The following is a 25,282-nucleotide window of genomic DNA, read 5'->3' as shown; positions in this document are numbered from 1 at the left end:
CGACCGGCATCGGTTGTCTCGTTCGCTTCACGCGGGCCAGGTCGACAGCATGCGGTCGAGGCCGTCGACCATCCGCGCGAAGCTCTCGTCGACGCTGATCGGGATCGCGAAGCCGCCGCCGTTCTCCAGCGCGCAGAAGCCGTGCAGGGCGGCGCGCAGTGCTCGCGTGGCGTCGATCAGCTGGTCGTCGGAGATGTCGTAGCCCCGCAGCGTCGCCGAGACGACCGTCTGCACATCCTCTGCGGCCGCCGCATGCGCCGCTTCTCGACGTTCGCCGGGCAGGGGCGCGCGCTGCGTCGCGGCGTAGCGACCCGGATGCCGCAGGGCGTATCCCCGATACGCATGACACAGGCGGCCCAGGGCCTCGGTCCGCGAGACGCCGACCGCCGCGACGCGCAGCTCGTGCGCGAGCTCGTGCGTCGCGGCGGTCGCGACGGCGTTGCGGAGGACATCGAGCGACGCGATGTGCTTGTAGAGGCTCGGCACTTTGACGCCGGCGCGCGCGGCGACCTCGGCGAGGGTCAGCGCCTCGGTGCCGACGTCGTCGGTGGCCTCCAAAGCGAGGGCGACCACGGCATCGTGCGAGAGCCCGGCCCTAGGCACGGGCGACCGTCCGGCAGAACGACACCAGAGCGGCGTTGACCTGGTCGGGTTCTTCGGCCTGCGGATAGTGACCGGCGCCCTCGACGAGGACGACCTCGGCCCTCAGCTGCTCGCCGATCCACGCAGCTTCGGCGCGCGCGTCGGAGAAGTCGGGGTCGGCGGTGCCCATGACGACCAGTGTGGGCGCGGTCACACGGGGCAGGCGTTCTTCTGCGACGGCGTGGTCGGTGCGCGTCGTCCGCGCGAACGCTGCGGTGGCACCCGGACGCTTCATCGCCGTGCGAATCGCGTCGCGGTGCTCGGCGAAGTCGGCAGGCTTACGACCGGGGGAGAGTTGGGGGAGGTACGCGAGCCAGGCTCCGCGTGCCCACGGCCGCAGCATCAGCACACGGAACAGAGCGGCGGCCACGGGGTTCGTCGGCGCATTGCGGACGAAGGGGCCGAGCAGGCCCAGTCCACTGACCGCGGCGGGTTGCTCGGCTGCGGCCCACACTCCCGCGCCGGCGGCCATCGAGTTTCCGAGCACGATGGCGGGGCCGCCGAGGTGGGCGATGAGCGCCAGGATGTCGGTGCCGGCGGCCGCGTCGTCGTAGGCCGAGAAGGTGGCATCGGACTCGCCGTGCCCGCGGAGGTCCATCACGGCGACCCGGAAGCCCGCGTCGCGCAGGGCGGGGACGGTGTAGCGGTAGCTGGCGGCGATCTCGCCCATACCGGGCACGCAGACGACGAGCGGACCGTCGCCGGTGAGGCGGTACCCAAGCCGGCCCTCGGGGCGCATGAGGTAGTGAACGTCGAGCTGCGCGAACGCGGCAGTGGCGGATGAAGAGGGTGTCAATGTCATAGCCATAAAGCTAATGGCATTAGCTAAAGTTGTCAAGGCACTCGCGAAGCGGGGGTGGATGCCGCGGCATCCACCCCCGTCGTCGGAGCGCGGGCTCAGTCGTCCAGGTAGTCGGCGTACGCCCCGAGCGTCAGAAACGTCGGGAAATCCTCGCCGAGGGCGACGTCGCGGAAGATCGCCGCGGCGTCGTCGAAGCGGTCATCATCCCCACGCTCCACCTCGGCGAGCACCCGCGAGATGAGCTCTTCGATGTACTCGCGGGTGATGCGCGTGCCGTCTGCGGTCGAGCGATCCTGGTGGATCCACTGCCACACCTGGCTGCGGCTGATCTCCGCCGTCGCGGCGTCCTCCATCAGGTTGTCGATCGCGACGGCGCCGAGGCCCCGCAGCCAGGCCTCGATGTAGCGGATCGCCACCGACACGTTGCCGTACACGCCAGCCGCCGAAATCGGCAGACCGATGTGCACGTCGATCAGCTGCGACGCCTGAACGTGCACCTCGGGGCGCTGACGGTCGAGCTGGTTCGGGCGGTCGCCGAGCACGGCGTCGAACTCCGCCTGCGCCACCGGGATCAGGTCGGGGTGAGCCACCCACGTGCCGTCGAAACCGTCGCCGGCTTCGCGCTTCTTGTCGGCGGCGACCTTTTCGAACGCCTGCGCCGTCACTTCGGGGTCGCGACGGTTGGGGATGAAGGCGCTCATGCCGCCGATCGCGAAGGCTCCGCGCTTGTGGCACGTCTTCACGAGCAACTCCGTGTACGCGCGCATGAACGGCACCGTCATCGTGACCTGGCTGCGGTCGGGCAGCACGAACCGTGCACCGCGGCCGCGGTAGTTCTTGATCATCGAGAAGATGTAGTCCCACCGACCTGCGTTGAGCCCGGCGACGTGGTCGCGAAGTTCGAAGAGGATCTCCTCCATCTCGAACGCGGCAGGCAGCGTCTCGATGAGCACCGTCGCACGGATGGTGCCGTGCGGGATGTCGAGGTACTCCTCGCTGAACGTGAAGACGTCGTCCCAGAGCTTCGCCTCTTCGGCCGATTCGATCTTCGGCAGATAGAAGTACGGGCCGACCCCGTTGTCGATCAGCCGCTGCGCGTTGTGGAAGAAGTACAGCCCGTAGTCGACCAGTGAACCGGATGCCGCGAGGTCGCGGCCGGCGCGGTCGGTGTAGCGGATGTGCTTCTCCACCAGGTGCCAGCCGCGCGGGCGCATCACGATCGTGGGCGTGCGCTCGGCGGTGACGCGGTACTCCTTGCCCTCGGGGCTCGTGTACGACAGCTGCCCGCGGATCGCGTCGAACAGGGAGAGCTGACCCTCGATGACGTTGCGCCAGGTGGGGCTCGTGGCGTCCTCCTGGTCGGCCAGCCACACCTTCGCCCCCGAGTTGAGCGCGTTGATCGTCATCTTCGGGTCGGTCGGGCCGGTGATCTCGACACGGCGGTCCTCCAGGCCCGGGCCGGCGCCCGCGACCGTCCAGTCGGCGTCCTCGCGGATGTGGGCCGTGTCGGAGCGGAACTGCGGGTCGTGCCCGTTGCCGATCTCGAAACGGCGCCGCATCCGGTCCGCGAGGCGGTCGTGACGGCGGCCGGCGAAACGCACGTGCAGCTCGGCGAGGAAGGCGATGGCCTCCGGCGTGAGGATCTCGTCGTAGCGGTCCCGGATCGGTCCCGTGATGGTGATGGTCGATGCGGGCGCGGTGCCCGTGGCGGTGGGAGTCATGGCCCTGCTCTTTCTGTGTGGAGGGTGAGTGGGGGTCTCAGTGGAACTGTTGTGCCTCGGTGGATCCCACCAGAGCCAGGGTCGCGCTGTCGGGGTTGAGCGCCGTGGAAACGACATCGAAGTAGCCGGTTCCCGCCTCGCGCTGATGCTTGGTGGCGGTGTAGCCGCGGGATTCCGCAGCGAACTCGGCTTCCTGCAGCTCGACGTACGCGCTCATCGCGCGCTCGGCGTAACCGGAGGCGAGGTCGAACATCGAGTAGTTGAGGGCGTGGAAGCCGGCCAGCGTGATGAACTGGAACTTGTAGCCCAGGTCGGCCAGCTCCTGCTGGAACGTCGCGATCTGATCGTCGCTGAGGTGGCGCTTCCAGTTGAAGCTCGGTGAGCAGTTGTAGGCGAGCAGCTTGCCCGGGAACTCGGCGTGGATGGCCTTCGCGAACTCCCGCGCCAGCTCGATGTCCGGCTCGCCCGTCTCGACCCAGATGAGGTCGGCGAACGGTGCGAAGGCAAGGCCTCGGCTGATCACCGACTCGAGCCCCGGGCGCACCCGGTAGAAGCCCTCGCTCGTGCGCTCTCCGGTGGTGAACTCCTGGTCGCGCGGGTCGACGTCACTGGTGAGCAGGTCGGCCGCCAGCGCGTCGGTGCGGGCGATGATGACGGTCGGCACGCCGGCGACGTCGGCGGCGAGCCGAGCCGCGTTCAGGGTGCGGATGTGCTGCTGCGTAGGCACCAGCACCTTGCCGCCGAGGTGGCCGCACTTCTTCTCGCTCGCCAACTGGTCTTCCCAATGGATGCCGGCGGCACCCGACTGGATGAGCGACTGCGCCAGCTCGTAGGCGTTGAGGGGGCCGCCGAAGCCGGCCTCGGCATCCGCGACGATCGGCGCCAGCCAGTCTTGGGTGACCTCGCCCTCGGCGTGCTCGATCTGGTCCTGACGGATCAGCGCGTTGTTGATGCGGCGGACGACGGCGGGCACCGAATTGGCCGGGTAGAGGCTCTGGTCGGGGTAGGTCTGGCCGGCGAGGTTGCCGTCGGCGGCAACCTGCCAACCGGAGAGGTAGATGGCCTTCAGCCCCGCGCGCACCTGCTGCACGGCCTGGCCGCCGGTGTAGGCGCCGAGAGCCCGGATGTAGTCCTCGGTGTGGAGCAGGTTCCAGAGGTTCTCGGCGCCGCGGCGGGCGAGAGTGTTCTCCTCGCGGACCGACCCCCGCAGGCGGATGACGTCTTCGGCGGTGTACGTGCGGGCGATGCCGTCCCAGCGTGGGTCGCTCGCCCAGATCTCCTCCAGCTCGGCAGCGGTCTGCGTCTGGTCGCCGGCGCGGAGGGGCGGCTGACCTGGGGTGGCCTGGATCGTCATGATGCTCTCCTTCATCGGATGCCGGGGTGATGCCGGCAGTGGCTCGTGACTCCACTGTGGGTGAATATTGCGACCAGGACTAACCAAAGACGGTGTGAAGTTTGATCGATCTTCTCTTTCTGTGACACAATCCCCGACATGACGAACGTCGATGTTCCGCTCTCCGCCGCTTCTTCCTCGGCCGGGGAGGAGGCTGACGCGCTGACGATCGGTCGACGCATCCGCCAACTGCGCACCGCCCGGGGGATGACGCTCGATGAGCTCGCCGCCGCGGTCGAGCGGGCGCCGAGTCAGCTCTCGATGATCGAGACCGGTAAGCGCGAACCCAAGCTGACGCTGGTGCGAGCGATCGCGAAGGCCCTGGGAGCGACGGTCGACCAACTGCTCGAGGCCGAGCCCCTCGAGGAGCGGGCGACGCTGGAGATCGCGCTTGAGCGTGCGATGAAGGGGCAGACGTTCCGAGCGCTCGGCATCGAGCCCTTCCGCATCGGAAAGACGGTTCCCGACGACGCCCTCCGTGCCCTCCTGGCCCTTCAGGGCGAGATCGAACGACTCGGCGACGAGCGTTCGGCGACTCCCGAGGAGGCCCGACGCGCGAACGTGGATCTGCGTCACCTCATGCGTCGCCAGGACAACTACTTCGCCGAGCTGGAAGAGCATGCCCGCGGCATCCTGCGCGCCGTCGATCACCCCGGCGGTCCACTCACCCAGCGGACGGCCTCGGACATCGCCGCCCACCTGGGCTTCTCTCTGCACTACGTCGCCGACCTGCCGGCATCCACCCGCTCCGTTGCCGACATCAAGCACGGCCGGCTGTACCTGTCGAGCACGGTGCCGGCGAAGGGCGATTCGCGCACGGCGGTGCTGCAGGCGCTGGCCAGCCGCATCCTCGGGCACGCCGAGCCGCGCTCGTACGCCGAGTTCCTGCGCCAGCGCGTGGAGACGAACTACCTCACCGGAGCGCTGCTGATTCCCGAGGAGCACGCCGTTCCGGTGCTCACCGATGCCAAGGCGCGTCGGGCCTTGTCGATCGAAGACCTTCGCGACGCGTACTCGGTGTCGTACGAGACGGCCGCGCATCGCTTCACCAACCTGGCGACCCGTCACCTCGGCATCCCCGTGCACTTCCTCAAGGTGCACGAGTCGGGCACCATCACGAAGGCCTACGAGAACGACGACGTGAACTTCCCCGCCGATCGTCTGGGATCGATCGAGGGGCAATTGTGCTGTCGCCGGTGGACCAGTCGGGTCGTGTTCGACATCCCCGACAAGTTCAACCCGTACTACCAGTACACCGACACCGGCAACGGCACGTTCTGGTGCACGGCGCGCGTGGAGACCTCCAGCGAGGGGGCGCACTCGGTGTCGGTGGGTGTGCGCTTCGACGACACGAAGTGGTTCGTCGGCCGCGAGACCACCAACCGCGGCGTCTCGCGCCATGCCGTCGAGGTGTGCTGCCGCCGTGCTCCCGCCGAGCTCGAGACCCAGTGGCGCGACCAGGCCTGGCCGAACGTGCGGACGCCGCGGACTCTGCTCGCGACGCTGCCCACCGGTGCGTTCCCGGGAGTCGACACGACCGATCTGTACGAGTTCCTCGAGGCGCACGCGCCGCGCGGCTGACCGCCGTTCGCCGCGGCGCAGGCGATCTGCCCGGCGCAGGATGGATGCCGCCACGAGCGCCTGTTCTCGGCAGATCGCCTGTCTGGGGCACGTGGAAGTGAGGCTACGCGACCGCGTTCCACCGCAGGCGAGGGCCGTCCTGCGCGACGGACGTCAGCACGGCGGCGGGATCGGCGACCGGGAACGTCGTGATGAGTCGTCGCTCCTCGCCGTGGACGAGCGCGTAAACGAGCGCTGATGGTCCAGACGGGTCGGATGCCGCGTGTCGGCCGATCGCGATCAGGGCCTCGGTGTCGCCGATGCGCTCGCGTCGGGCCGGTTCGCGGGACAGGAGGGCGGTCGTCGCGTTCGTGACGCGCACCAGCAGGGTGTCGTCCTCCGCGACGACCCACGGGTGGAATGCGTCGGCGGCCAGACCGTACGCCTGGGCGAGGGTGCCGTCGAGCCAGCGCTCGCGTTTGAGGCCGTAGGGTGTGGGCTCGGTCGATAGCAGGTACCCGTAGACATGCAGCAGTCCCGCGTTGCCGACCGGGAAATGCGCGTCGATTCCGGCGCGGGAGTGCAGCGCCTCGAAGACCGGCGCTGGCACCACCGCGGTGCCGGTGTTCTCATCGATCGCCGTCGATCGGCCCCACGTGACGAAGCGTCCCGCAGCGGCATCCGCGTCGATCGCGGCGCCGAGCCAGGGGAGAGCGTCCAGTGCGGCACGCGGGTCGGATGCCGCGGCGTGCGCGACGACATCGAGCCGCGCGATCTCATGGCGACTTTTTACCCGCTGTTCATCTGGTGTGGTCATTGCGTCCACAACTCTCCCTCACTATGGACGAAGCGTCCACTCGTGTTCGGCGGCCCTCAAGGAGTTTCGTGCCTCGTCCCATCCTCATCTTCGACTTCGACGGTACCGTCGCCCTCGGTGACGGTCCGGTGCGCGCCTATGCGCGCGCCGTCGCCGAGCAGGCCGGCTTGGGGCCGTCCTTCGTCGACGACGTCGCGGCGGGCCTCGCCGCCACCGAAGGTGCGGATGCGGGCAGCGCAGAGGCCACCGACGATGCCGCCATCGACGCCTACGACCTCGTGCGCGTGCTGGCGGTGGCCGCCGGGGCAACTCCCGATGCGCTCAGCCGTGGATACGCGGCCAGCCGGACGCAGCTCGCCTCGGAGGCCGCCCCGATCACCGCTCCCGACGGCCTCGCCGCGTTCCTCGCCGACGTCGACGCCGAGCGCATCCTCGTCACGAACGCCCCCGGCGTGCGCATTCCTGAGGCCCTCTCGGCGCTCGGGCTCGACCGGCACTTCGATCGGATCGTCGTCAGCGCCGGCAAGCCCGACGGCCTCGCCGACATGCTCGACGGCCTCGGCGACGATGCCGCGGTGCTCGCCGTCGGCGACATCTGGCGCAACGACCTGGCCCCCGCGCACGAGCGCGGTCACGCGACCGCGCTCGTCGGCGGGTACCCCGACCCGTCGGCATCGCCCGACTTCCACGCCCGCACGCTTCCCGAACTGCTTCCCGCCCTCTCCGACTGGGTGCGCGCGCACGCGTACGCCCGCTGACCCTCCCGCACACACGCACCACCCGACATCGAAGGAACCTCATGCGTATCTCCCGCCTCCGCCTCGCTGCGACCGCCGCGACGGCGCTCGTGGCCGCCGTCGCGCTCGCCGGCTGCTCCGGCAGCACCGACGCATCCGGCTCTGCGGCTCCCGCCGCCGACCCGACCTCGCTCGTGCTGGCCCTCGTTCCGTCGCAGGATCAGGCCGGCCTCGTCGACACGGCCAAGCCCCTCACCGACATGCTCAGCTCCACCCTCGGCATCCCGGTCACCGGTGTCGTCTCGAAGGACTACCAGGCCGCCGTCGAGGCCATGGGCGCCGACCAGGCCCAGATCGGCTTCCTCCCGTCGCTGCAGCTGTGGCAGGCGAGCGACCGCTACGGCGCCAAGGTCGTTCTCCAGACCGAGCGCAACGGTGCCATCACCTACCCGGCGCAGTTCATGACCAACAACCCGAGCAAGTACTGCTCCGACACCCCCGTCGACAAGGACGGCATGCTCTACTGCAACGGCACCGACAAGCTGGCCACGCCCAGCGGCCTCGACGCCATCACCAAGATCGCCGGCGCGAAGGTCGCCGTGCTCGGCCCGGGTTCGCCCGCCGGTTACATCTACCCGATGCTCGCTCTCAAGGAGAAGGGCATCGACATCGACAACGGCTTCCAGAAGATCCCCGTCACGGCCAACGACGCATCGGTCATGGCCGTGTACAAGGGTGATGCCGAGGTCGGCTTCAGCTTCTGGGACGCCCGCACGCTGGTGAAGAAGGACACCCCCGACGTCGGTCAGAAAGTCGTCGTCTTCGCGCTGAGCGACCCCATCCCCAACGACGGTGTCGCGGTCTCGTCGAAGCTCTCGCCCGCGCTGCAGGACAAGATCACCCAGGCTCTCGCGTCGTACTCCACCACCGATGCGGGCTCCGCGGTGCTCAAGAGCATCTACTCGATCACCAAGCTCGCCCCGGCCAACCCGGCGTCGCTCGACGTCGTCGCGCGCGCCGCCCAGCAGCTGGGACTGCAGTGACCGATCTGATCCACACCCAGGGCGTCGAGGCTGCGGCCTCGACGCCCTGGGGCATCCGCCTCGACGACGTCACCGTGCGCTACCCGAACGGCACCGTGGGCCTGCGCGGCGTGGACCTCGAGATCGCCCCCGGCGAGATGGTCTGCATCGTCGGGCTGTCGGGGTCGGGCAAGTCCACGCTCATCCGCACGATCAACGGGCTCGTGCCGGTCACCGAAGGGACCGTCACGGTGGGCGGTCAGCGCGTCGATACCGCGCGGGGCGGCCGGCTGCGACAGTTGCGCGGGCAGATCGGCATGGTGTTCCAGGGGTTCAACCTCGCCGGGCGCACCACTGTATTGAACAACGTGCTCGTCGGACGCCTCACGCACACGTCGCGGTGGCGGACCCTCGTGGGTGCCTACCGTGACGCCGACAAGCAGATCGCGTTCGAGGCGCTCGAACGGGTCGGCATCCTCGCGAAGGTCTGGGAACGCGCCTCGGCGCTCTCGGGAGGGCAGCAGCAGCGCGTGGCCATCGCGCGCGCCCTCGCCCAGCAGCCGCGGATCGTCCTCGCCGATGAACCGGTCGCGAGCCTCGACCCACCCACCGCGCACGGCGTGATGGGCGACCTCCGCCGCATCAACGCCGACCTCGGCATCACGGTGCTCGTCAACATCCACCTGCTCGATCTCGCGCGTCAATACGGCGCCCGGATCATCGGTATGCGCGGTGGAGAGATCGTGTTCGACGGGTCAGCGTCGAGTGCCACGGATGCCGACTTCGAGAACATCTACGGGCGTTCGCTCACCGGCGACGATCGGCTCGACCGGTGAGTGCGGCACTATCGGTTCCTCCCCGTCCGCGCGGACGGGGCCGGGTGTGGATCGCGGTGGCCATCGTCGCGGCGATCACCGTGATCACGTGCCTTCCCGGCATCGGAGTGGGCTTGGACATCGCCCCGATCATCGCCAACTGGCGAAACGGCGCCACGAAGATCATCGAACTGCTCACACCCGACTGGTCGTTCTTCCCGCGCACCGTCGCGCCGATGGTCGAGACGCTGCAGATGGCCGTGCTCGGCACGGTCGTCGGGGCGGCCGTCTCCCTGCCGCTGTCGTTCTGGGCCGCGCGTCCGACCAACCCGCATCCGGTGGTGCGCGGCGTCGTGCGGACGGCGCTCAACGTCATCCGCGCGGTTCCCGAACTCGTCTACGCCGCCGTTCTCGTCGCGATGGTCGGCGTCGGGGCGCTGCCGGGCATCATCGCGCTCGCGATCTTCAACGTCGGCATCATCGTCAAGCTCGTCTCCGAGTCGATCGACGCCACCGATGCCGGGGCCATCGAAGCCGGGCGTGCGGCCGGCGGCACTCAAGCCCAGATCAATCGCGCCATCGCTCTGCCGGATGCGTGGCCGGCGTTCGTCTCGCAGACGCTCTACGTCTTCGAGCTGAACGTGCGCGCGTCGACCGTGCTCGGCCTGGTCGGTGCCGGCGGCATCGGCCTGCTCATCGACGCGGTCCGCACCTTCTATCGCTACGACCAGCTCTCGCTCATCATCCTCGAGGTGCTCATCGTCGTCGTCGTGATCGACCTCGTGAGCGACGCCATCCGCCGGAGGCTCGTATGACCGTCCTCGCTCCGCGGGCACCCCGCGTTCCCCGGGCGCCGCAAACGCTTCAGCTCCCCACGCGTCGCCGCTCGCTGTGGCGACCGATCGCCACCGTTGTCGTGACGGTCATCGTGGTCGCCGCGTTCTGGTCGGTGCAGATCGCGTGGGGGCGACTCGCTGATCTTCCCGCCGACATCGGCCGCTACCTCTGGCTGATGTTCTCGGCGCCGGAATGGTCGAAGCTGCCCGAAGCGCTGTGGCAGACCTGGCGGAGCATCGAGATGGCGTGGGTGGGCACCGTCCTCGGCATCCTGCTCGCCACGCCCCTCAGCCTCATCGCCGCCCGCGGGTTCGGTCTCGTGTGGTTGCGCGGTGTGCTGCGACTGGTGTTCTCGGTGGTCCGTGCCGTGCCGGAGCTGATCATCGCGATCATCATCCTGTCGGTGACCGGCCTGACGCCTCTCACCGGTGCCCTCGCCCTCGCGGTGAACGGCATCGGCACGCTCGGCAAGTGGGGGTACGAGGCTGTCGAAGCCGTTCCCGCCGGCCCGATCGAGGCCGCGCGCGCCGCGGGTGGATCTACCGCTCAGGTGCTGCGGTGGGGAGTGTGGCCGCAGGCGCAGCCCGTGTTCCTGTCGTTCTGGCTCTACCGCTTCGAGATCAACGTGCGCTCATCGGCCGTGCTGGGCCTCATCGGCGTCGGGGGCATCGGCGATATGCTGACGTCCTACACCCAGTACCGGGAGTGGTCCACCGTGGGGATGCTGCTCATCGTGGTCATCGTCGTGACGATGGCGATCGATGCCGTCAGCGGCATGCTCCGCCGGCGAATCATGGAGGGTCCGCGTGCCCGTTGACGCTCCGACCACGGTGCGCATCGCCGCGATGCGCAACAGCCTGCAGCCGACCGAGCGCCGCGTTGCCGACCTGATCGTCGCCGAGCCGGACGCCGTCGTGGAACTCACGGCGCAGCAACTGGCCGATCGGGCAGGCGTGGCGCGGTCATCGGTGGTCCGCGCCTGCCAGTCGCTCGGCTACCGCGGCTACCCGCAGTTGCGGGTCGCGCTGGCCGCAGAGCTGGGCGCCCAGACCGAGCGCGAACTCGATCACGGCGATGGGCCGCTCGGCGAACTCCGGGCCGCCCTCGCCCGCGCGGCGCAGTCGCTCACGACGGCGGTGAGTCTGATGACCGAGGCCGACGTCTCGGCCGCCGTCGCCGGCGTCTCGGGCGCGACGCGATTGCTCGTCGTGGCCAACGGGCTGTCGGCCCCGGTCGCGAGTGACCTCGCGATGCGGCTGACGGCGGTCGGGCGACCGGCGGAGGTGATCGCGGATGCCATCGCGCAGCAGATCGCGGCGCGACAGCTCTCGGCGGCGGACGTCTGCATCGTCGTCAGCGGTTCGGGTGCGAATGCTGCCAGTCTGCGAGCTGCCGAGGGCGCGCGGGCGGCGGGGGCTCGGGTGATCGCGCTCACGTCTTTCGCGTCGAGCCCGCTCGCCGACCTGGCCGACCTCTCGCTCGTGATCGCCCCGACGGGGGTGAGCTTCCGCGAGGAGCTCGCCCACACGTCGCGGGTGGCGCACGCCGCCTTCGTCGAGGCCTTCGTCGACACCGTGGCCGGAGCCCTCGGCGAGCGTGCGCGCCTCGTGCGTGCGCAGGTGCTCGGCATCCTCTCCGACAACCTCGACGACGGCTCCGCCTGAGTCTGCGGCCGCGGTGCGGCGTCGACGCGAGGGGGTTGCGCAAATACCTGACACATGAAAGGTTTTTTGCGCGGCTCCGATACCGCGGAGCGCTTTCGACGAGGAGAGCACGCCATGAAGAAGACCCTCGCGGCCACGGCCGCGATCGCCGCACTCGTGATCGGTGGCCTCGCCGCCGCCGCACCCGCTACGGCCGCGCCCCCGCCCGAGTCCGCGCTATCGTCAGCGCCCGACGGCGGTCCGCACCGGCCGGGCCACCCGGGACATCCGGGTGGGAAGGATGCCCGGGAGCTGCTGAGATACGCCACCGATACGTGGACCTCCATGGCGGCGATGGCCCATCCCGACACCGGGCTGGTCGACGACAACATCGAGGGCGATCTCGATCCGGCATCCGCCTCCGGCTACACGTCGCCGACGAACATCGGCGGCTATCTGTGGTCGACGGTCACGGCGCGTGACCTCGGGATCATCGGCGCCGACGAGGCTCGCCAGCGACTGACGACCACGATCACCATGCTCGAGCACATGGAGCGCAACACCGCCAGCGGCATGTACTACAACTGGTACGCGCCGGCGACGGGCGCCAAGCTCACGGTCTTCCCGACGTCGGGCGACACGATCCATCCGTTCCTCTCGACGGTCGACAACGGCTGGCTGGCGACGGGGCTGCGTATCGTGCGCGAGGCGGAGCCGTCGCTGCACGATCGCGCCGACGCGCTGTACCGGTCGATGGACTTCTCCGCCTTCTTCGACCCCGCCGGTGCGGCGGGACTGCCTGCCGGCACGAACCGCGGCGGGTTCTGGGAAGCGCCTCCCGGCGACGGCTGCGCGGTCGCCGCTCCCATGTACAACGGCAGCGGCGAGACGGCGTACTACACCTGCCACCACTACGACACGACGGTGAGTGAGAGCCGCATCGCGACGTATCTGGCGATCTCGGACGGCACCATCCCCGCGACCGGTCTCTACGGCACCCATCGCACGATGCCGCCAGGCTGCGATTGGGCCTGGCAGGAGCAGCTGCCCACCGGGACGACCCGCCACTACGACGGCGTCGACGTCTATGAGGGCACGTATTCCTACGACGGCATGTCGTTCGTGCCCAGCTGGGGCGGCAGCATGTTCGAGTCGCTCATGCCCGACCTCTTCGTGCCGGAGGCGCAGTGGGGTCCGCGCTCGTGGGGACGGAACCACCCGATCACGGTGCAGGTGCAGAAGGATCACGGACTCCGAGACGCGAAGTACGGATACTGGGGCTTCTCGCCGGCCAGTGATCCGTTCGGCGGCTATTCCGAGTACGGGGTCGATCTGGCGGGCATGCGCAGCGACGGCTACACGTCCGATCGGGAGAAGACCGATGTCGACATCGACCGTCCCGGATGCCGCACCGGCACCAACCCGAATCCCACTTTCGGCGACGGCGTGGTGACGCCCCACGCGTCCTTCCTCGCCCTGCCGTACGACCACAAGGGCGTCATGGACAACCTCCGCAAGATCGAGCGGACGCTCGGGGCGTACGGGCCGGGCGGGTTCTACGACGCCGTCGCGGTCAAGAGCGACACCATCGCGAAGCGCTACCTCTCGCTCGACCAGTCGATGATCATGGCGGCGATCGGCAATGAGCTCACCGGAGACTCGTTGAAGGCCTACATGGTCGACGCGGCGATGGAGCAGAACCTCGAACCGGCGATTGCGCAGCAGGTGTTCGGCTCGTCGTGGGGGCGTCCGCGTCCCTGAGCCCTAGCGTGGATGCCGGGGAGGATTCTCGTGGCATCGGACGACAACGCTGATCGGGTAGCTCCCTCGCGCGCGCGGGGGAGCTACCCGAAGGGTCAGGCCCGACGCCAGCAGATCGTCGATGAGGCGGTGCTCGTGTTCGGGCGCTCGGGCTCGATGAGCGGCTCGCTGCGCGAGGTCGCCAAGCGGGTGGGCCTGACACCGGCGGGCCTGCTCCACCACTTCGCATCGAAGGAAGAACTGTTCGCGGAGGTGCTGCGCCAGCGCGATGAACGGGTGCGCGTTGCCGCGGGGGAGCCGGCGGAACATGGACTCCTCGATCAAACGGCGAAGGTCGTCGCCTACAACCAGACGACCCGCGGGCTCACGTCGCTCTACACGACGGTGGTGGCGGAGGCTGCCGACCCCGACCATCCGCTCCACGGTGACTTCGCGGCACGCTACCGCTCTCGCGCGGAGGCCACGGCCGCGCTGCTGCGTGCGGGCCAGCGCGCGGGGGAGATCGCCCCCGACATCGATCCGGAGCGCGCCGCGCGTCTGATCAGCGCCGTCATGGACGGCCTGCAGCAGCAGTGGCTGCTCGATGACACCGTCGACATGACCGCTCTCTTCGACGAGTTCGTGCGCGGCTTCCTGCGCCCCTCGGTCTGCGCCGACTGAAGCGCCCTCCTCTCTGCCGAGCCCGGTCTTGACGTAGGTTATGCGCATAAGTAAAGTGGGCTCCGACACTGATGCGGGTGTCCCGTTCGAGGAGGAACCATGAAACACGTACGACTGGGAGCCATCGCTCTGGTCGCCGTCGGCGCTCTCGCGCTTGCGGGATGCGGTCGCGCAGATGACACCGCCAGCGCACCCGACGCCGCCACGACGATCGGAAGCGAGCCGGCCACGGGCACCATCACCATGTGGGCGATGGGTGCCGAGGGTGAAGCCTTGCCCGCCTTCGTGAAGACCTTCGAAGACGCCAATCCCGGCGTCAAGGTGGAGGTCACCGCGATCCCGTGGGATGCCGCGTACAGCAAGATCCAGACCGCCATCGCCGGCGGCACGACGCCCGACATCGCGATGATGGGCTCGACCTGGATGGCTGACTTCGCCGACGCATTCCAGACCGTGCCGACCGATCTCGACACCTCGGGGTCGTTCCCGGGCGCCGTCTCGTCGACGAAGGTGGGCGACCGGATGACCGGCGCGCCCTGGTACGTCGACACCCGCGTGCTCTACTACCGCACCGACCTCGCCGCGCAGGCAGGCTGGACCAAGGCTCCCGCCACGTGGGACGAACTCAGCCAGATGGCCGCCGACATGCAGTCCAAGGCCGGCGCGGAGTACGGCATCCGTCTGCCCGGTGGCAACGACTCGTTCCAGGGCACCCTGTGGATGCCGTGGTCCAACGGAGCCTCGTTGACCGACGGCAAGAACTGGACCCTCGACACTCCGCAGATGGTGGAGGGGTACGAGTACTACCAGAGCTTCTTCCAGAAGGGCATCGCCAACCCCGCCGCTGACCGCTCGTCGGGCGCGCAGGAGGCGGACTTCGTCGCGGGCAAGACGCCGATGCTCATCGACGGCCCCTTCATGATCGGCGCCCTGGAGAAGCTCGGCGGCGCTGACTTCTCGAGCAAGTTCGCCACCGCCGTGCTGCCCACGAAGGAATCGTCCACCTCGTTCAGCGGTGGCGCGAACCTCACGGTGTTCAAGAACTCGAAGAACGCTCACTCCGCGTGGAAGCTCGCGCAGTGGCTGACCGAGCCGACGACGCAGGCCCAGTGGTACGAGAAGACCGGCGACCTGCCCGCCGTCCAGGCGGCGTGGAAGAACCAGGCGCTGGCCTCGCAGACGACGCTCGCCGCCTTCGGTACGCAGCTCGAGACCGCCAAGTCGGTGCCGGCGACGACGACCTGGGTGCAGGTCGCGGCCGCGGGCGACGCCGTGCTCGAGAAGGTGCGCCTCGGAACCCAGAGCCCTGCGGATGCCATGAAGGAGCTGCAGAGCAAGGCCGACGCCCTCGGACTGGGCTGATCGACATGACGCAGGCATCACTGGCCGCGACCGGAGCGGCCGCCGCCTCCTCCGGTCGCGGCCGTGGTCGCCGCGCGGGCTCGTCCCTCCGGCGACGCCAGGGCTGGATCGCCTGGGGCTTCGCGCTCCCGTTCGTGATCGTCTTCGCGGCGTTCATGATCGTTCCGATCGTCGGATCGTTCGCGATGTCGTTCACCGACTTCCGCGCCCAGGACATCCGCTCGCCGTTCTCCGTGGACTTCGTGGGGCTCGACCAGTACGTCAAGGTGCTGACCGACCCGACGTTCCTGAAGTCGCTGACCGTCACGGGCACGTTCGTCGTCGTCGGCATCCCGGTGACGATGGCCGTCGCGCTGGCGCTGGCACTGGCGTTGAACTCGGGCGGGGGCCGCATCGTCTCGTTCCTGCGGGTGGGCTTCTACGCTCCCGTGGTCACGAGCATCGTCGCCGTCTCCGTGGTCTGGCGGTACATTCTTCAGCCGGACGGCCTGCTCAACAGTGCGCTCGCGATCGTCGGCATCCATGGACCGGACTGGCTCAACGACACGACGTGGGCGCTGCCCTCGCTCATCGCGATGGCCGTGTGGCGCAACGTCGGCACGCTCATGGTGATCTTTCTCGCGGGACTTCAAGCCATTCCGACCGACGTCAAAGAGGCCGCCATGATGGACGGCGCCTCCGCCTGGCGCCGACTGGCCTCCGTCACGCTCCCGATGCTGCGCCCGACCCTTCTGCTGGGCGCCGTGCTCATCTCGGTCGGGTTCCTGCAGTTCTTCGAGGAGGCGTTCGTGATGACGCAGGGCGGCCCGCTCGACTCGACCCTGTCGGTCGCCTATTACACCTTCAAGCAGTTCGGCTTCGGGCAGTACGGCGTCGCTTCGGCGGCCAGCTACATCCTGTTCCTCGCCATCGCGCTACTGAGCCTGCTGCAGTTCCGACTGCTGCGGACGAAGGACTGAGAGGACCTCGTCATGACCGCTTCCGTCACTGCGCAACCCCGGCGCACGCGGCGCAGCCGCCGAGCCTTCACCGGCCGCGCCGTCACGTACACCGTGCTGGTCGTCGGGCTCATCGCCTGGATGCTGCCGTTCGCCTGGATGCTGCTCGGCTCGGTGAAGACGCAGGGCGAGATCCTGCAGCGTCCGCCGACCTGGTGGCCGCGGGAGTTCACCTGGGACAACTTCGCCCAGTGGTTCGGCCCGCTCGACATCGGCCGCTTCTTCACGAACAGCGTCGTCGTCGCACTGCTGACGGTGCTCGGCAACCTCATCTTCTGCTCGATGGTCGGCTACGCCCTCGCCAAGATGGACTTCCCTGGAAAGAAGATCCTCTTCGGTGTCGTGCTCGTGACCCTCATGGTCCCCGGCGTCGTCACGTTCGTCCCGTTGTTCGTGATGGTGTCGTCGTTCGGACTGACGAGCAGCTACGCGGCGCTCATCCTCCCGTTCATCACGACACCGCTCGGGGTGTTCCTCATGCGGCAGTTCATGCTCGGCATCCCCGATGAGCTCATCGAAGCCGCGCGCATCGACGGCGCGGGCGAACTGCGCATCTTCGCGCGCGTCGTCATGCCGCTGTGCGGTCCGCCGCTGGCCACCCTCGGCATCCTGACGTTCCTCGCCTCGTGGAACAACTTCCTCTGGCCCCTCGTCGCGGCCCAGACCGAGAAGATGTACACCCTGCCGGTCGCGCTGTCGCTGTACTCGACCGGCCAGAACGCGACGGACTACGGCCTGCTGCTGGCGGGTTCCGTGCTCATCATCGCCCCGATCCTGCTGCTGTTCGTCTTCCTGCAGCGCTACTTCATCCAGGGCGTCGCCACGACCGGGCTCAAGTGAGCCCCGCGTCCGCGACCCGCCTCGAGAAAGAGACTCCATGACCCCCACCTTCCTCACCGCGCCCGACGGCACGCCCTTTCGCGACCTCAACGGCAACGGGGTGATGGATCCCTACGAAGATCCGCGCCTGAGCGCCGACGACCGTGCCGCCGACCTCGTGGGACGGATGAGCCTCGAGGAGAAGTGCGGTCTGATGTTCCAGACCGTCATCGAGGTGGGGGAGCAGGGAGAACTGCTCGAGACGCCCGGGCGCATCTCCAAGTCGCCGACGACCACCGTCGTGGCGGGCAAGAACATCTCGCACTTCAATGTGCACGCCATCCGCAGCGCACGTCAGGCCGCCGTATGGAACAACAACCTGCAGACGCTGGCGGCCGAGACCCCGCACGGCGTTCCGGTGACGATCAGCACCGACCCGCGACACGCCTTCGTCGAGAACACCGGGGTCGGATTCGCCGCGGGCCCGTTCTCGCAGTGGCCGGAGGGGCTGGGGCTCGCCGCGATCGACGACGTCGAGACCGTTCGCCGGTTCGCCGAGGTCGCCCGGCAGGAGTACCGCGCCGTCGGCATCCGCGCCGCCCTCCATCCGCAGATCGACCTCGCGACCGAACCGCGGTGGGGTCGTCAGGCACAGACCCTCGGGCAGGATGCCGCGCGCGTCGCCGAGTTCACGGCGGCCTACCTGCAGGGCTTCCAGGGCGATGAGCTGGGCCCCGACAGCGTCGCCTGCACCACCAAGCACTTCCCCGGTGGAGGGCCGCAGAAGGACGGTGAGGACGCGCACTTCCCCTATGGGCGGGAGCAGGTCTACCCGGGGGGCATGTTCGAGTATCACCTCGAGCCGTTCCGCGAGGCGATCCGTCGGGGCACGGCCGCGATGATGCCGTACTACGGCATGCCGGTCGGGCTCGAACGAGACGGCGTGCCGATCGAGGAGGTCGGCTTCGGCTACAACCGTCAGATCGTCACCGATCTGCTGCGCGGTGAGCTCGGGTTCGACGGGGTCGTGGTCACCGACTGGGAGCTGGTCAACGACAACCACGTCGGCGATCAGGTGCTGCCCGCGCGCGCGTGGGGCGTCGAAGAGCTCTCGCCGAGCGAGCGCATGCTCAGGATCCTGGATGCCGGTGCCGACCAGTTCGGCGGTGAGGAGTGCGTCGATCTGCTCCTCGACCTCGTGCGCTCCGGACGGGTTTCCGAGCAGCGCATCGACCAGTCGGCCCGCCGCATCCTGCGGGTGAAGTTCCAGCTCGGCCTGTTCGACAACCCGTTCGTCGACCCCGACGAGGCGGAGCGCATCGTCGGAAACGCCGAGTTCCGTGCCGAGGGCGAGCATGCCCAGGCGCGCTCGCTCACGGTCGTGCTCAATCGCGCCCCGCACGGCGACGGCGACCCCGTGCTGCCCCTTGCCGCCCTCGCCGATCGCCGCGTGTACATCGAGGGCTTCCGTCCGGAGGATGTGGCCGGGCTCGGCCGTGCGGTCGACGATCCCGCTGAGGCGGATCTCGCGCTGGTTCGTCTCGGGGCGCCGTTCGAGCCGCGCGACGACCTCTTCCTCGAGGCATGGTTCCACCAGGGCTCGCTCGAGTTCCCGCCGGGCCGGGTCTACCGCATGCGGCGCATCGCCGAGCAGTGCCCGCTCGTGCTCGTCGTCAACCTCGACCGCCCCGGCATCCTCACGCCGTTCGCCGAGTTCGCGTCGGCCATCGTCGTCGACTTCGGCAGTTCGGCGCGCGCCGTGCTCGACGTGCTCACCGGCCGCATCGCCCCCGAGGGGCGCCTGCCCGTGGAGCTTCCGCGGTCGATGGATGCCGTCCGTGCGTCGCGCGAGGATGTACCGTCGGATACGGGCGATCCCCTCTTCCCGGTGCACTTCGGCCTCGAGCTCTCTGCGCGGTCGGGCGGGGGAGGCCCCGCCGCCGGGTGAGGCCGGGTGCACGCCGCGACGAGGAGGGGCCGAGGATGACCGACGCTGCCTCACGACGCCCCACCGTCTACGACGTGGCGCAAGAGGCGGGCGTCTCGATCGCGTCGGTCTCGTTCGCCTTCCGCCGGCCCGAGCGCATCAGCGAAGCCACGCGCGAGCGCGTACTCGCCGCCGCCCGCCGGCTCGGCTACGCCCCGAGCGCGGCGGCCCGCGGCCTGGCCAATGGGCGCACCGGCATCCTCGGACTGCACGCCTTCGACCTCATGCTCGAGCGGGCAGAACCCCGTGATGTGTCGCCGCCGCGTCCCGATGCCCGCCCGACGCCGCTGCCGGCGGGCGATATCATCCCGTGGTCGCTGACCGACGACGAGACCCTCGCCGACCCGCGCGCGTTCCCTCTCTACGTCGACGAGGTCCAGCGCGGATTCGCGCTGGAATGCTGGATGCTGGGGCGCCCCGTGGTGCTCTCCAGCGGCTCCGACAGCGACGTCTCGGTCGCCGATACCGCGGGACGGGTCGACGGGCTGGCGATCTTCCCCTCTCCGGTGCTGCCCGCCGCCCTGCTGCGGATGCCGGCGACGATTCCCACCGTGCTGTTCAGCGTCGCCCCGGGCGACGACCCGCACCACCGCGTGCGCGTCGACAACGCGGGCGGCATGCGGGGACTCATCGATCACCTCGTGCACGACCACGGCTACGACGACGTCGCCTTCGTGGGGCGCCAGGAAGGTTTCGACAACACGCAGCGCTTCCTGGAGTATCGGGCGTCGCTCGCTCGATGGGGCCAGCGCCCGCGCGAAGAGCCGATCGATGGCACGGTGCGCGGACCGCACCGTATGGTCGAGCAACTCGCCGACCTGCAGGCGCGCGGGGCGTTGCCGCGCGCGCTGGTGTGCGCGACCGACCAGCATGCACTGATGGCGCTCGATGCCCTGTCCGCGCTGGGCGTGCGGGTGCCCGAGCAGGTCGCGGTCACGGGGTTCGACGGCATCCTCGCGGGACGCTTGAGCGTCCCGGCGTTGACGAGCGTGCGGCAGCCGATGGAAGCGATGGGGCGCGCCGCCGCGCGCATTCTCGCGGGCAAAGCCGGGCCGGTGCCCGAGGGCCAGAGCCGTTTCGACGCGGTCTTCGCTCCCCGTCTCCTCATCCGTCACAGCTGCGGCTGCTGACAGCGCTGCGGGGCATCGCCGCCGCGCTCCTGTGCGATGTCTTTGCATTTGCGGGGAGCTGCCGATTCTTGGCTCTGTCTCAGAACGGCTCAGCCACGCTCATGCCATGACCACAGAGGCCGACTGGCTCACTCCATTGCTCGCCGATGCGCCGGCCCCGCCGGCACGCGTGCGAACCAACGCCTGGCGTCTGCTCGCGATCGCGGTGATCTGGGCGACCAGTCTGTTCGTCGTCGCGCTGTGGGTCGCGGGCGGCGCCGTCGGCGACCTCACGGCGATGGATGCCGACGCCCTCAACACCCTCGGTCGGATCACCGGGTTGGTCTCGGCGAACCTGCTGCTGTACCAGGTGCTGCTGATGGCGCGGGTTCCGGTGTTCGAGCGCGGATTCGGACGTGACGCGATCACGCGGATGCACCGCTGGGTCGGTTTCTGGTCGTTCTGGCTGCTGCTGGCCCACATTGCGCTGCTGGTGGCCGGCTACGCCGCACAGGCAGACGTCAACGTCTTCGTTCAGTTGTGGGATTTCGTCTGGAACTACCCCGGAATGCTCCTGGCCACCGTCGGCACTGCCCTGCTCGTGCTCGTCGTCGTGACGAGCGTGCGGCGCGCGCGTCGGAAGCTGCGGTACGAGTCGTGGCATCTCCTGCATCTGTACGGGTACCTGGGCGTCGGTCTCGCGATCCCGCACATGCTGTGGACCGGCGCCGACTTCGCCGCCCACCCTCTCGCGGAGATGTACTGGTGGGGGCTCTGGGCCGTGACGGCCGCCGCCGTCATCGTCTTCCGCGTGGCCCTGCCGCTGTGGCGATCGGCGCGCCACGGCATCCGTGTCGTGTCGGTCGAAGCGGACGGACCGCTCGGTGTCGTGGTGCGCATGCGCGGACGGCGGCTGGAGAGACTGGGGGCTCGCGCCGGGCAGTTCTTCGTCTGGCGCTTCCTCGACGGCGCGGGGTGGACGCGGGGCAACCCGCTATCGCTGGCCGCCGATCCGGCCCGGGGCGAACTCGTCGTCGCGGCGCGCATGGTGGGAGACGGCACGCGACGACTCGCGACGCTCCGTCGTGGAACGCGGGTACTGATCGAGGGGCCGTACGGAGAGTTCACCGGAGACGTCCGCACCCGCGACCGGATGCTCCTGCTCGGGGCTGGGGCGGGCGTCGCGCCGCTCGTCGCTCTGCTGGAGGAGCAGCCCTACGCGCCCGGAGATGCGACGCTCGTGACCCGCGACCACCGTGCGGAGGAATCGATGCAGACGGTCGCCATCGATCGCCTCGTGCGCGAGCGGGGCGTGCGTCACGTCGCCCTGCACGGCGCGCGCCGGCGTTCCGGCTCGACCTGGATGCCGGGAGCGTTCGCGGATGGACGCGGCGATGAGCTGCTGCGTCGAATGGTGCGCGATCTCGACGACCACGACGTGTTTCTCTGCGGCCCCCCGGCGTGGATGGCGGCCGTCCGACGAGATCTGCGAGCGGCGGGCGTGCCCTCCGCTCAGATCCACAGCGAGGCGTTCGGCGTCTGAGCCGAGAAGGAGAACACGATGAAGAGAATCGTCTACGCGATCCTGGCCACCGTCAGCGGCCTGGTGCTGATCTTCAGCTACCGCACGTCGCTGCCGGAGCAGGAGACCGCCGCTGTCGCACCGGTGAAAGCCACACCGCGCGCCGCGGCCGCCGCGGCGCCGACGCCGTCCGCTGCGGCGTCGGCACCGGCATCGGCCGCCACGCCCGATGCGGCAGCGAACGCCGCCCCGGCCAAGACGGGGCTGTCCGACGGCACGTTCAGCGGAGCGGCAGCGAACACCCGCTACGGCGCCGTGCAAGTGAAGATCACCGTCTCGGGCGGGGCCATCACCGATGTGCAGACTCCGGCCTATCCCGATCACGACAGTCGTGACCGACAGATCAACCAGGATGCACTCCCGCAACTCATCTCCGAGACTCTCGCCGCCCAGAGCGCGGCCATCGACATGATCTCGGGAGCGACGTACACCAGCACCGGCTACCTCGACTCGCTCCAATCGGCGATCGACCAGGCGTCGGCATGAATCCGCCTGTCCGACGTGCCTGGACGGCCGAGCTGATGGGCACCATCGTCAGCATCCACGTCGTCGGTCGACCGATGGCACGGGCGGTGCCTGCGGCAGCGGTGGATGCCGCGGCATCCACCATCGCCGAGCTGCGTGAACTCGAGGCGCTCTTCTCGCCGTTTCGCCGGGCGTCGGAGATCTCCCGGCTCCGGCGCGGTGCGCTCGCGCTGGCCGCTGCCGACCCGCGGGTGCGCGAGGTGGAGGCAGCCTGCCGCGAGCGGGAGGAGGCGACGGGCGGTCGGTTCAGCGCGTCGTGGTCTGGCGGATTCGACCCCACCGGGTACGTCAAGGGCTGGGCCGCCGATCGCGCGGCGAGCGCATACCTCGCGCCGCTGCTCGCTGACGCCGGTGTGATGGCCGTCGGCATCAATGTCGGTGGCGACCTGCGGGTATGGACCGCACGCGGCGCGGACTGGTCGTGGAACGTGGGCATCGCCGATCCGGTGCGGCCGGGCGGGGTGCTCGCGATGCTGCGGCTGCGCAACGGCGCGGTCGCGACGTCGGGCACCGCAGAGCGCGGCGCGCATCTCGTCGACCCCCGATCGGGTGTGCCGGTGCGCGCCGCAGTGAGCGCCACCGTCGTCGCGGACGATCTCACCACCGCCGACGTGTGGGCCACGGCGCTCGCCGTCGCCGGCGACGAGGACTTCGCGTGGCTCTGGGGTGCTCCGTTGCGTTCCGCGATGACCGTCACGGACGGCGGCGTTCGTCGGTGGGTGGCCGGAGTCGGGGTCCAGACGGTTCCCGCGCAGACAGCGGCCTGAGAGGGACGAGGGCTTTCAGCGCGTCGGGAGCTGCAGTGTCATCGTCGTGCCCGACGGCGAGGTCGATTCGATCGAGACGGTTCCTCCGACGGCTGCCGCGGCCTCCCGGACGAGCGCGAGTCCGAGTCCGAACCCCCGCCGCCGTCCAGACTCCGCGCCGCGGGCGAACCGTTCGAAGATGCGCTCGCGATCGGCCTCCGAAATGCCGGGGCCTTCGTCGCGCACGCGCACCTGAAGGGTGCGCGCGTCGGACGTGGACCAGATCTGCACCGTGCCGCCTGCGGGCGTGTGCTGGACGGCGTTGTCGAGCAGCGCGACGCACAGGCGTGTGAGAGTCACCCGCGGCATCGCGACGAGCGCCGTCGTCGCATCGGTCATCCGCACGGTCACCCCGGCGGCGTCGGCGAGGGGCGCGATCGTCCGCAGGGCGGCAGCGATCGCGTCGTTGGCCGGTGTCGGCGACGCCGGCGCGCTGGCCCCCTCTGCGGTCAGCAGCATGTCGGTGAGCACATCGTCCATCACCGTCGCGTCCGCGCGCAGCGCGGCCAGAGTCTCGTCGATGTCCTCCCCGCGTCGGTAGCGGCGTTCGAGGATCTGCACCCGGCTGGTCAGAGCGGTCAGCGGTGTGCGCATCTCATGGCTGGCATCGGCGACGAATCGTCGCTGCAGTCGAAGCGCCGCGCCGAGCGGGATCACGGCGCGCCGTGCGGCCACCCACGCCACCAGGGCCAACAGCAGCACCCCGAGAAGTCCCAGTCCGATGACCCACGGCAGAATGTGATCGACATCGACGACGATGCGGTCGCCGTCCCCGTCGCCGCCCCGGGGGCCGCCGTCCCCGTCGCCGCGGTGGAGCTCCGGCCGTGCCGACAGCATCAGCACCGTCACGAGGATTGCGACGCCCCCCGCGACGACGATCGCCGAGGCGACCCCGACGAGCGCGCCGACCCGGAGGGCGGCGCGGTGGATGCGGCGGCGGTCCGCCTCCTCGCTCATACGGGGCTCCCCGCGCGGTAGCCGCGCCCGCGGACCGTCTCGATGATGCCGGCAGAGGCTTTGCGGCGGATGTAGTGGACATAGGTGTCCACAGAGCTCACCGCATCGTCGGAGGCGAAAACCGCCCGCAGGATCTCTTCGCGCGAGTAGACGTGCTCCGGGCTCTCGGACAGCAGCGCCACCAACCGGGCCTCGGTCGCCGTCAACGTGACGCGCTCGCCACCGGCGCCGTACAGGGCATCAGAATCGGCGACGAAGGTCCACTCGCCCAGGTATCGTCGCCGTCCCTCCGCGCGGTGTCCGCGCACGAGTGCGCGAAGCCGGGCGAGCAGCTCGTCGAAATCGAAGGGCTTGACGAGGTAATCGTTGGCGCCGGCATCCAGCCCGTCGACGCGGTCGGCCACCGCGCCGAGCGCGGTCAACAGCAGCGCGGGCGTCGTGATCCGGGCCGTGCGTGCCGCTCGGACGAGCGCGACGCCATCGAGTCCCGGAAGACGGCGATCGATGACGAACACGTCGAAGCGTTCGCTGAGGATGCGCTCGAGCGCCGCATGACCATCGGTGATGTGCGTCACGTCGTACACCTCGCCGAGCACTTCGACGGTCATGCCGGCAATCGTCGGATCGTCCTCCACGTACAGCACTCGCGGGCGCCCGCAGTCGCGCACCATCCGACCTCCGATCCTGTCTGCCATCATTCACCCACGCGCGGCCCAAGACATCACCA

Annotated in this window: 24 protein-coding genes; 17 read left to right on the top strand and 7 right to left on the bottom strand. The window is 69.5% G+C overall.

The window, feature by feature from the left end:
- Positions 1 to 27: 27 nt before the first annotated feature.
- The 4 genes from ITJ43_RS13250 to aceA all read right to left on the bottom strand — a co-directional run bounded on the left by ITJ43_RS13250 (position 28) and on the right by aceA (position 4,519).
- Positions 28 to 603 carry a TetR/AcrR family transcriptional regulator gene (locus ITJ43_RS13250; protein ID WP_194584316.1) on the bottom strand — a complete coding sequence of 192 codons (576 nt, stop codon included), beginning with the start codon at positions 601 to 603 and terminating at the stop codon, positions 28 to 30.
- Positions 596 to 1,444: an alpha/beta fold hydrolase gene (locus tag ITJ43_RS13245; protein WP_194584315.1), complete on the bottom strand. Its 849-nt coding sequence runs from the start codon at positions 1,442 to 1,444 to the stop codon at positions 596 to 598. The genes ITJ43_RS13250 and ITJ43_RS13245 overlap by 8 nt, the downstream gene beginning before the upstream one ends.
- A 95-nt stretch (positions 1,445 to 1,539) precedes the next feature.
- Positions 1,540 to 3,165 (bottom strand): malate synthase A, encoded by a 1,626-nt coding sequence (gene aceB, locus ITJ43_RS13240; RefSeq protein WP_194584314.1) that lies wholly within the window; start codon positions 3,163 to 3,165, stop codon positions 1,540 to 1,542.
- Positions 3,166 to 3,202: 37 nt separating this feature from the next.
- Positions 3,203 to 4,519 carry an isocitrate lyase gene (gene aceA, locus ITJ43_RS13235; protein WP_194584313.1) on the bottom strand — a complete coding sequence of 439 codons (1,317 nt, stop codon included), beginning with the start codon at positions 4,517 to 4,519 and terminating at the stop codon, positions 3,203 to 3,205.
- A gap of 138 nt (positions 4,520 to 4,657) precedes the next feature.
- Between aceA and ITJ43_RS13230 the strand changes: the two genes are divergently transcribed.
- Positions 4,658 to 6,139 carry a helix-turn-helix transcriptional regulator gene (locus ITJ43_RS13230; protein ID WP_194584312.1) on the top strand — a complete coding sequence of 494 codons (1,482 nt, stop codon included), beginning with the start codon at positions 4,658 to 4,660 and terminating at the stop codon, positions 6,137 to 6,139.
- Between the two features lie 103 nt (positions 6,140 to 6,242).
- On the opposite strand, the gene ITJ43_RS13225 is transcribed toward ITJ43_RS13230, so the two are convergent.
- Positions 6,243 to 6,935, bottom strand: coding sequence for an amino acid deaminase (locus tag ITJ43_RS13225; protein WP_228495868.1), 693 nt, complete (start codon positions 6,933 to 6,935; stop codon positions 6,243 to 6,245).
- A gap of 68 nt (positions 6,936 to 7,003) precedes the next feature.
- Here ITJ43_RS13225 and ITJ43_RS13220 point away from each other — a divergent pair, with 68 nt between their 5' ends.
- The 16 genes from ITJ43_RS13220 (at position 7,004) to ITJ43_RS13145 (ending at position 23,559) form a co-directional block, all read left to right on the top strand.
- The gene (locus ITJ43_RS13220) at positions 7,004 to 7,693 is read left to right on the top strand and encodes an HAD family hydrolase (RefSeq protein WP_194584310.1); all 690 of its coding nucleotides are present in this window, start codon (positions 7,004 to 7,006) and stop codon (positions 7,691 to 7,693) included.
- A gap of 41 nt (positions 7,694 to 7,734) precedes the next feature.
- Positions 7,735 to 8,715 carry a phosphate/phosphite/phosphonate ABC transporter substrate-binding protein gene (phnD, locus tag ITJ43_RS13215; protein WP_194584309.1) on the top strand — a complete coding sequence of 327 codons (981 nt, stop codon included), beginning with the start codon at positions 7,735 to 7,737 and terminating at the stop codon, positions 8,713 to 8,715.
- Entirely contained in the window at positions 8,712 to 9,530 is an 819-nt protein-coding gene (phnC, locus tag ITJ43_RS13210) for a phosphonate ABC transporter ATP-binding protein (protein WP_194584308.1), read from the top strand. The genes phnD and phnC overlap by 4 nt, the downstream gene beginning before the upstream one ends.
- Complete coding sequence (gene phnE, locus ITJ43_RS13205; protein ID WP_194584307.1) at positions 9,527 to 10,324, top strand: phosphonate ABC transporter, permease protein PhnE; 798 nt, start codon at positions 9,527 to 9,529, stop codon at positions 10,322 to 10,324. Before phnC ends, phnE (ITJ43_RS13205) begins: the two co-directional genes overlap by 4 nt.
- The gene (gene phnE / locus ITJ43_RS13200) at positions 10,321 to 11,163 is read left to right on the top strand and encodes a phosphonate ABC transporter, permease protein PhnE (protein ID WP_194584306.1); all 843 of its coding nucleotides are present in this window, start codon (positions 10,321 to 10,323) and stop codon (positions 11,161 to 11,163) included. The genes phnE (ITJ43_RS13205) and phnE (ITJ43_RS13200) overlap by 4 nt, the downstream gene beginning before the upstream one ends.
- Complete coding sequence (locus tag ITJ43_RS13195) at positions 11,153 to 12,010, top strand: MurR/RpiR family transcriptional regulator (protein ID WP_194584305.1); 858 nt, start codon at positions 11,153 to 11,155, stop codon at positions 12,008 to 12,010. The genes phnE (ITJ43_RS13200) and ITJ43_RS13195 overlap by 11 nt, the downstream gene beginning before the upstream one ends.
- A gap of 114 nt (positions 12,011 to 12,124) precedes the next feature.
- Positions 12,125 to 13,750 (top strand): glucoamylase family protein, encoded by a 1,626-nt coding sequence (locus ITJ43_RS13190; RefSeq protein WP_194584304.1) that lies wholly within the window; start codon positions 12,125 to 12,127, stop codon positions 13,748 to 13,750.
- A gap of 30 nt (positions 13,751 to 13,780) precedes the next feature.
- Positions 13,781 to 14,410, top strand: coding sequence for a TetR/AcrR family transcriptional regulator (locus ITJ43_RS13185; protein WP_323741229.1), 630 nt, complete (start codon positions 13,781 to 13,783; stop codon positions 14,408 to 14,410).
- Between the two features lie 99 nt (positions 14,411 to 14,509).
- Positions 14,510 to 15,772: an extracellular solute-binding protein gene (locus ITJ43_RS13180; RefSeq protein ID WP_194584302.1), complete on the top strand. Its 1,263-nt coding sequence runs from the start codon at positions 14,510 to 14,512 to the stop codon at positions 15,770 to 15,772.
- Positions 15,773 to 15,777: 5 nt separating this feature from the next.
- Positions 15,778 to 16,731: a carbohydrate ABC transporter permease gene (locus ITJ43_RS13175; protein WP_194584301.1), complete on the top strand. Its 954-nt coding sequence runs from the start codon at positions 15,778 to 15,780 to the stop codon at positions 16,729 to 16,731.
- Positions 16,732 to 16,743: 12 nt separating this feature from the next.
- Positions 16,744 to 17,610 (top strand): carbohydrate ABC transporter permease, encoded by an 867-nt coding sequence (locus ITJ43_RS13170; protein WP_194584300.1) that lies wholly within the window; start codon positions 16,744 to 16,746, stop codon positions 17,608 to 17,610.
- Between the two features lie 37 nt (positions 17,611 to 17,647).
- The gene (locus tag ITJ43_RS13165) at positions 17,648 to 19,537 is read left to right on the top strand and encodes a glycoside hydrolase family 3 protein (RefSeq protein ID WP_194584299.1); all 1,890 of its coding nucleotides are present in this window, start codon (positions 17,648 to 17,650) and stop codon (positions 19,535 to 19,537) included.
- 35 nt (positions 19,538 to 19,572) lie between these two features.
- A complete protein-coding gene (locus ITJ43_RS13160; RefSeq protein WP_194584298.1) occupies positions 19,573 to 20,706 on the top strand; it encodes a LacI family DNA-binding transcriptional regulator in 1,134 nt (377 codons plus the stop codon).
- Between the two features lie 106 nt (positions 20,707 to 20,812).
- Positions 20,813 to 22,228, top strand: a complete 1,416-nt coding sequence (locus ITJ43_RS13155; protein ID WP_194584297.1) for a ferric reductase-like transmembrane domain-containing protein — start codon at positions 20,813 to 20,815, stop codon at positions 22,226 to 22,228.
- 18 nt (positions 22,229 to 22,246) lie between these two features.
- A complete protein-coding gene (locus ITJ43_RS13150; protein WP_194584296.1) occupies positions 22,247 to 22,753 on the top strand; it encodes an FMN-binding protein in 507 nt (168 codons plus the stop codon).
- On the top strand, positions 22,750 to 23,559 hold the full coding sequence (locus ITJ43_RS13145; RefSeq protein ID WP_194584295.1) for an FAD:protein FMN transferase: 810 nt from the start codon (positions 22,750 to 22,752) through the stop codon (positions 23,557 to 23,559). The genes ITJ43_RS13150 and ITJ43_RS13145 overlap by 4 nt, the downstream gene beginning before the upstream one ends.
- 15 nt (positions 23,560 to 23,574) lie before the next feature.
- On the opposite strand, the gene ITJ43_RS13140 is transcribed toward ITJ43_RS13145, so the two are convergent.
- Both ITJ43_RS13140 and ITJ43_RS13135 read right to left on the bottom strand, forming a co-directional pair.
- Positions 23,575 to 24,555, bottom strand: a complete 981-nt coding sequence (locus tag ITJ43_RS13140) for a sensor histidine kinase (protein ID WP_194584294.1) — start codon at positions 24,553 to 24,555, stop codon at positions 23,575 to 23,577.
- A complete protein-coding gene (locus ITJ43_RS13135; protein WP_228495866.1) occupies positions 24,552 to 25,250 on the bottom strand; it encodes a response regulator transcription factor in 699 nt (232 codons plus the stop codon). The genes ITJ43_RS13140 and ITJ43_RS13135 overlap by 4 nt, the downstream gene beginning before the upstream one ends.
- Positions 25,251 to 25,282: the final 32 nt, after the last annotated feature.

The organism is Microbacterium sp. VKM Ac-2870, assembly GCF_015350795.1.
Taxonomy (GTDB): domain Bacteria; phylum Actinomycetota; class Actinomycetes; order Actinomycetales; family Microbacteriaceae; genus Microbacterium.
Note: the sequence above shows the minus strand (reverse complement) of the source record. Positions and strands in the feature narration are given on the sequence as shown.

Coding starts and splice junctions, on each gene's coding strand:
- ITJ43_RS13245 (WP_194584315.1), bottom strand. CDS start 1,444: ATGACATTGACACCCTCTTCATCCGCCACTGCCGCGTTCGCGCAGCTC.
- aceB (WP_194584314.1), bottom strand. CDS start 3,165: ATGACTCCCACCGCCACGGGCACCGCGCCCGCATCGACCATCACCATC.
- aceA (WP_194584313.1), bottom strand. CDS start 4,519: ATGACGATCCAGGCCACCCCAGGTCAGCCGCCCCTCCGCGCCGGCGAC.
- ITJ43_RS13230 (WP_194584312.1), top strand. CDS start 4,658: ATGACGAACGTCGATGTTCCGCTCTCCGCCGCTTCTTCCTCGGCCGGG.
- ITJ43_RS13225 (WP_228495868.1), bottom strand. CDS start 6,935: ATGACCACACCAGATGAACAGCGGGTAAAAAGTCGCCATGAGATCGCG.
- phnD (WP_194584309.1), top strand. CDS start 7,735: ATGCGTATCTCCCGCCTCCGCCTCGCTGCGACCGCCGCGACGGCGCTC.
- phnE (WP_194584306.1), top strand. CDS start 10,321: ATGACCGTCCTCGCTCCGCGGGCACCCCGCGTTCCCCGGGCGCCGCAA.
- ITJ43_RS13190 (WP_194584304.1), top strand. CDS start 12,125: ATGAAGAAGACCCTCGCGGCCACGGCCGCGATCGCCGCACTCGTGATC.
- ITJ43_RS13180 (WP_194584302.1), top strand. CDS start 14,510: ATGAAACACGTACGACTGGGAGCCATCGCTCTGGTCGCCGTCGGCGCT.
- ITJ43_RS13175 (WP_194584301.1), top strand. CDS start 15,778: ATGACGCAGGCATCACTGGCCGCGACCGGAGCGGCCGCCGCCTCCTCC.
- ITJ43_RS13170 (WP_194584300.1), top strand. CDS start 16,744: ATGACCGCTTCCGTCACTGCGCAACCCCGGCGCACGCGGCGCAGCCGC.
- ITJ43_RS13165 (WP_194584299.1), top strand. CDS start 17,648: ATGACCCCCACCTTCCTCACCGCGCCCGACGGCACGCCCTTTCGCGAC.
- ITJ43_RS13160 (WP_194584298.1), top strand. CDS start 19,573: ATGACCGACGCTGCCTCACGACGCCCCACCGTCTACGACGTGGCGCAA.
- ITJ43_RS13155 (WP_194584297.1), top strand. CDS start 20,813: ATGACCACAGAGGCCGACTGGCTCACTCCATTGCTCGCCGATGCGCCG.
- ITJ43_RS13150 (WP_194584296.1), top strand. CDS start 22,247: ATGAAGAGAATCGTCTACGCGATCCTGGCCACCGTCAGCGGCCTGGTG.
- ITJ43_RS13145 (WP_194584295.1), top strand. CDS start 22,750: ATGAATCCGCCTGTCCGACGTGCCTGGACGGCCGAGCTGATGGGCACC.
- ITJ43_RS13140 (WP_194584294.1), bottom strand. CDS start 24,555: ATGAGCGAGGAGGCGGACCGCCGCCGCATCCACCGCGCCGCCCTCCGG.
- ITJ43_RS13135 (WP_228495866.1), bottom strand. CDS start 25,250: ATGGCAGACAGGATCGGAGGTCGGATGGTGCGCGACTGCGGGCGCCCG.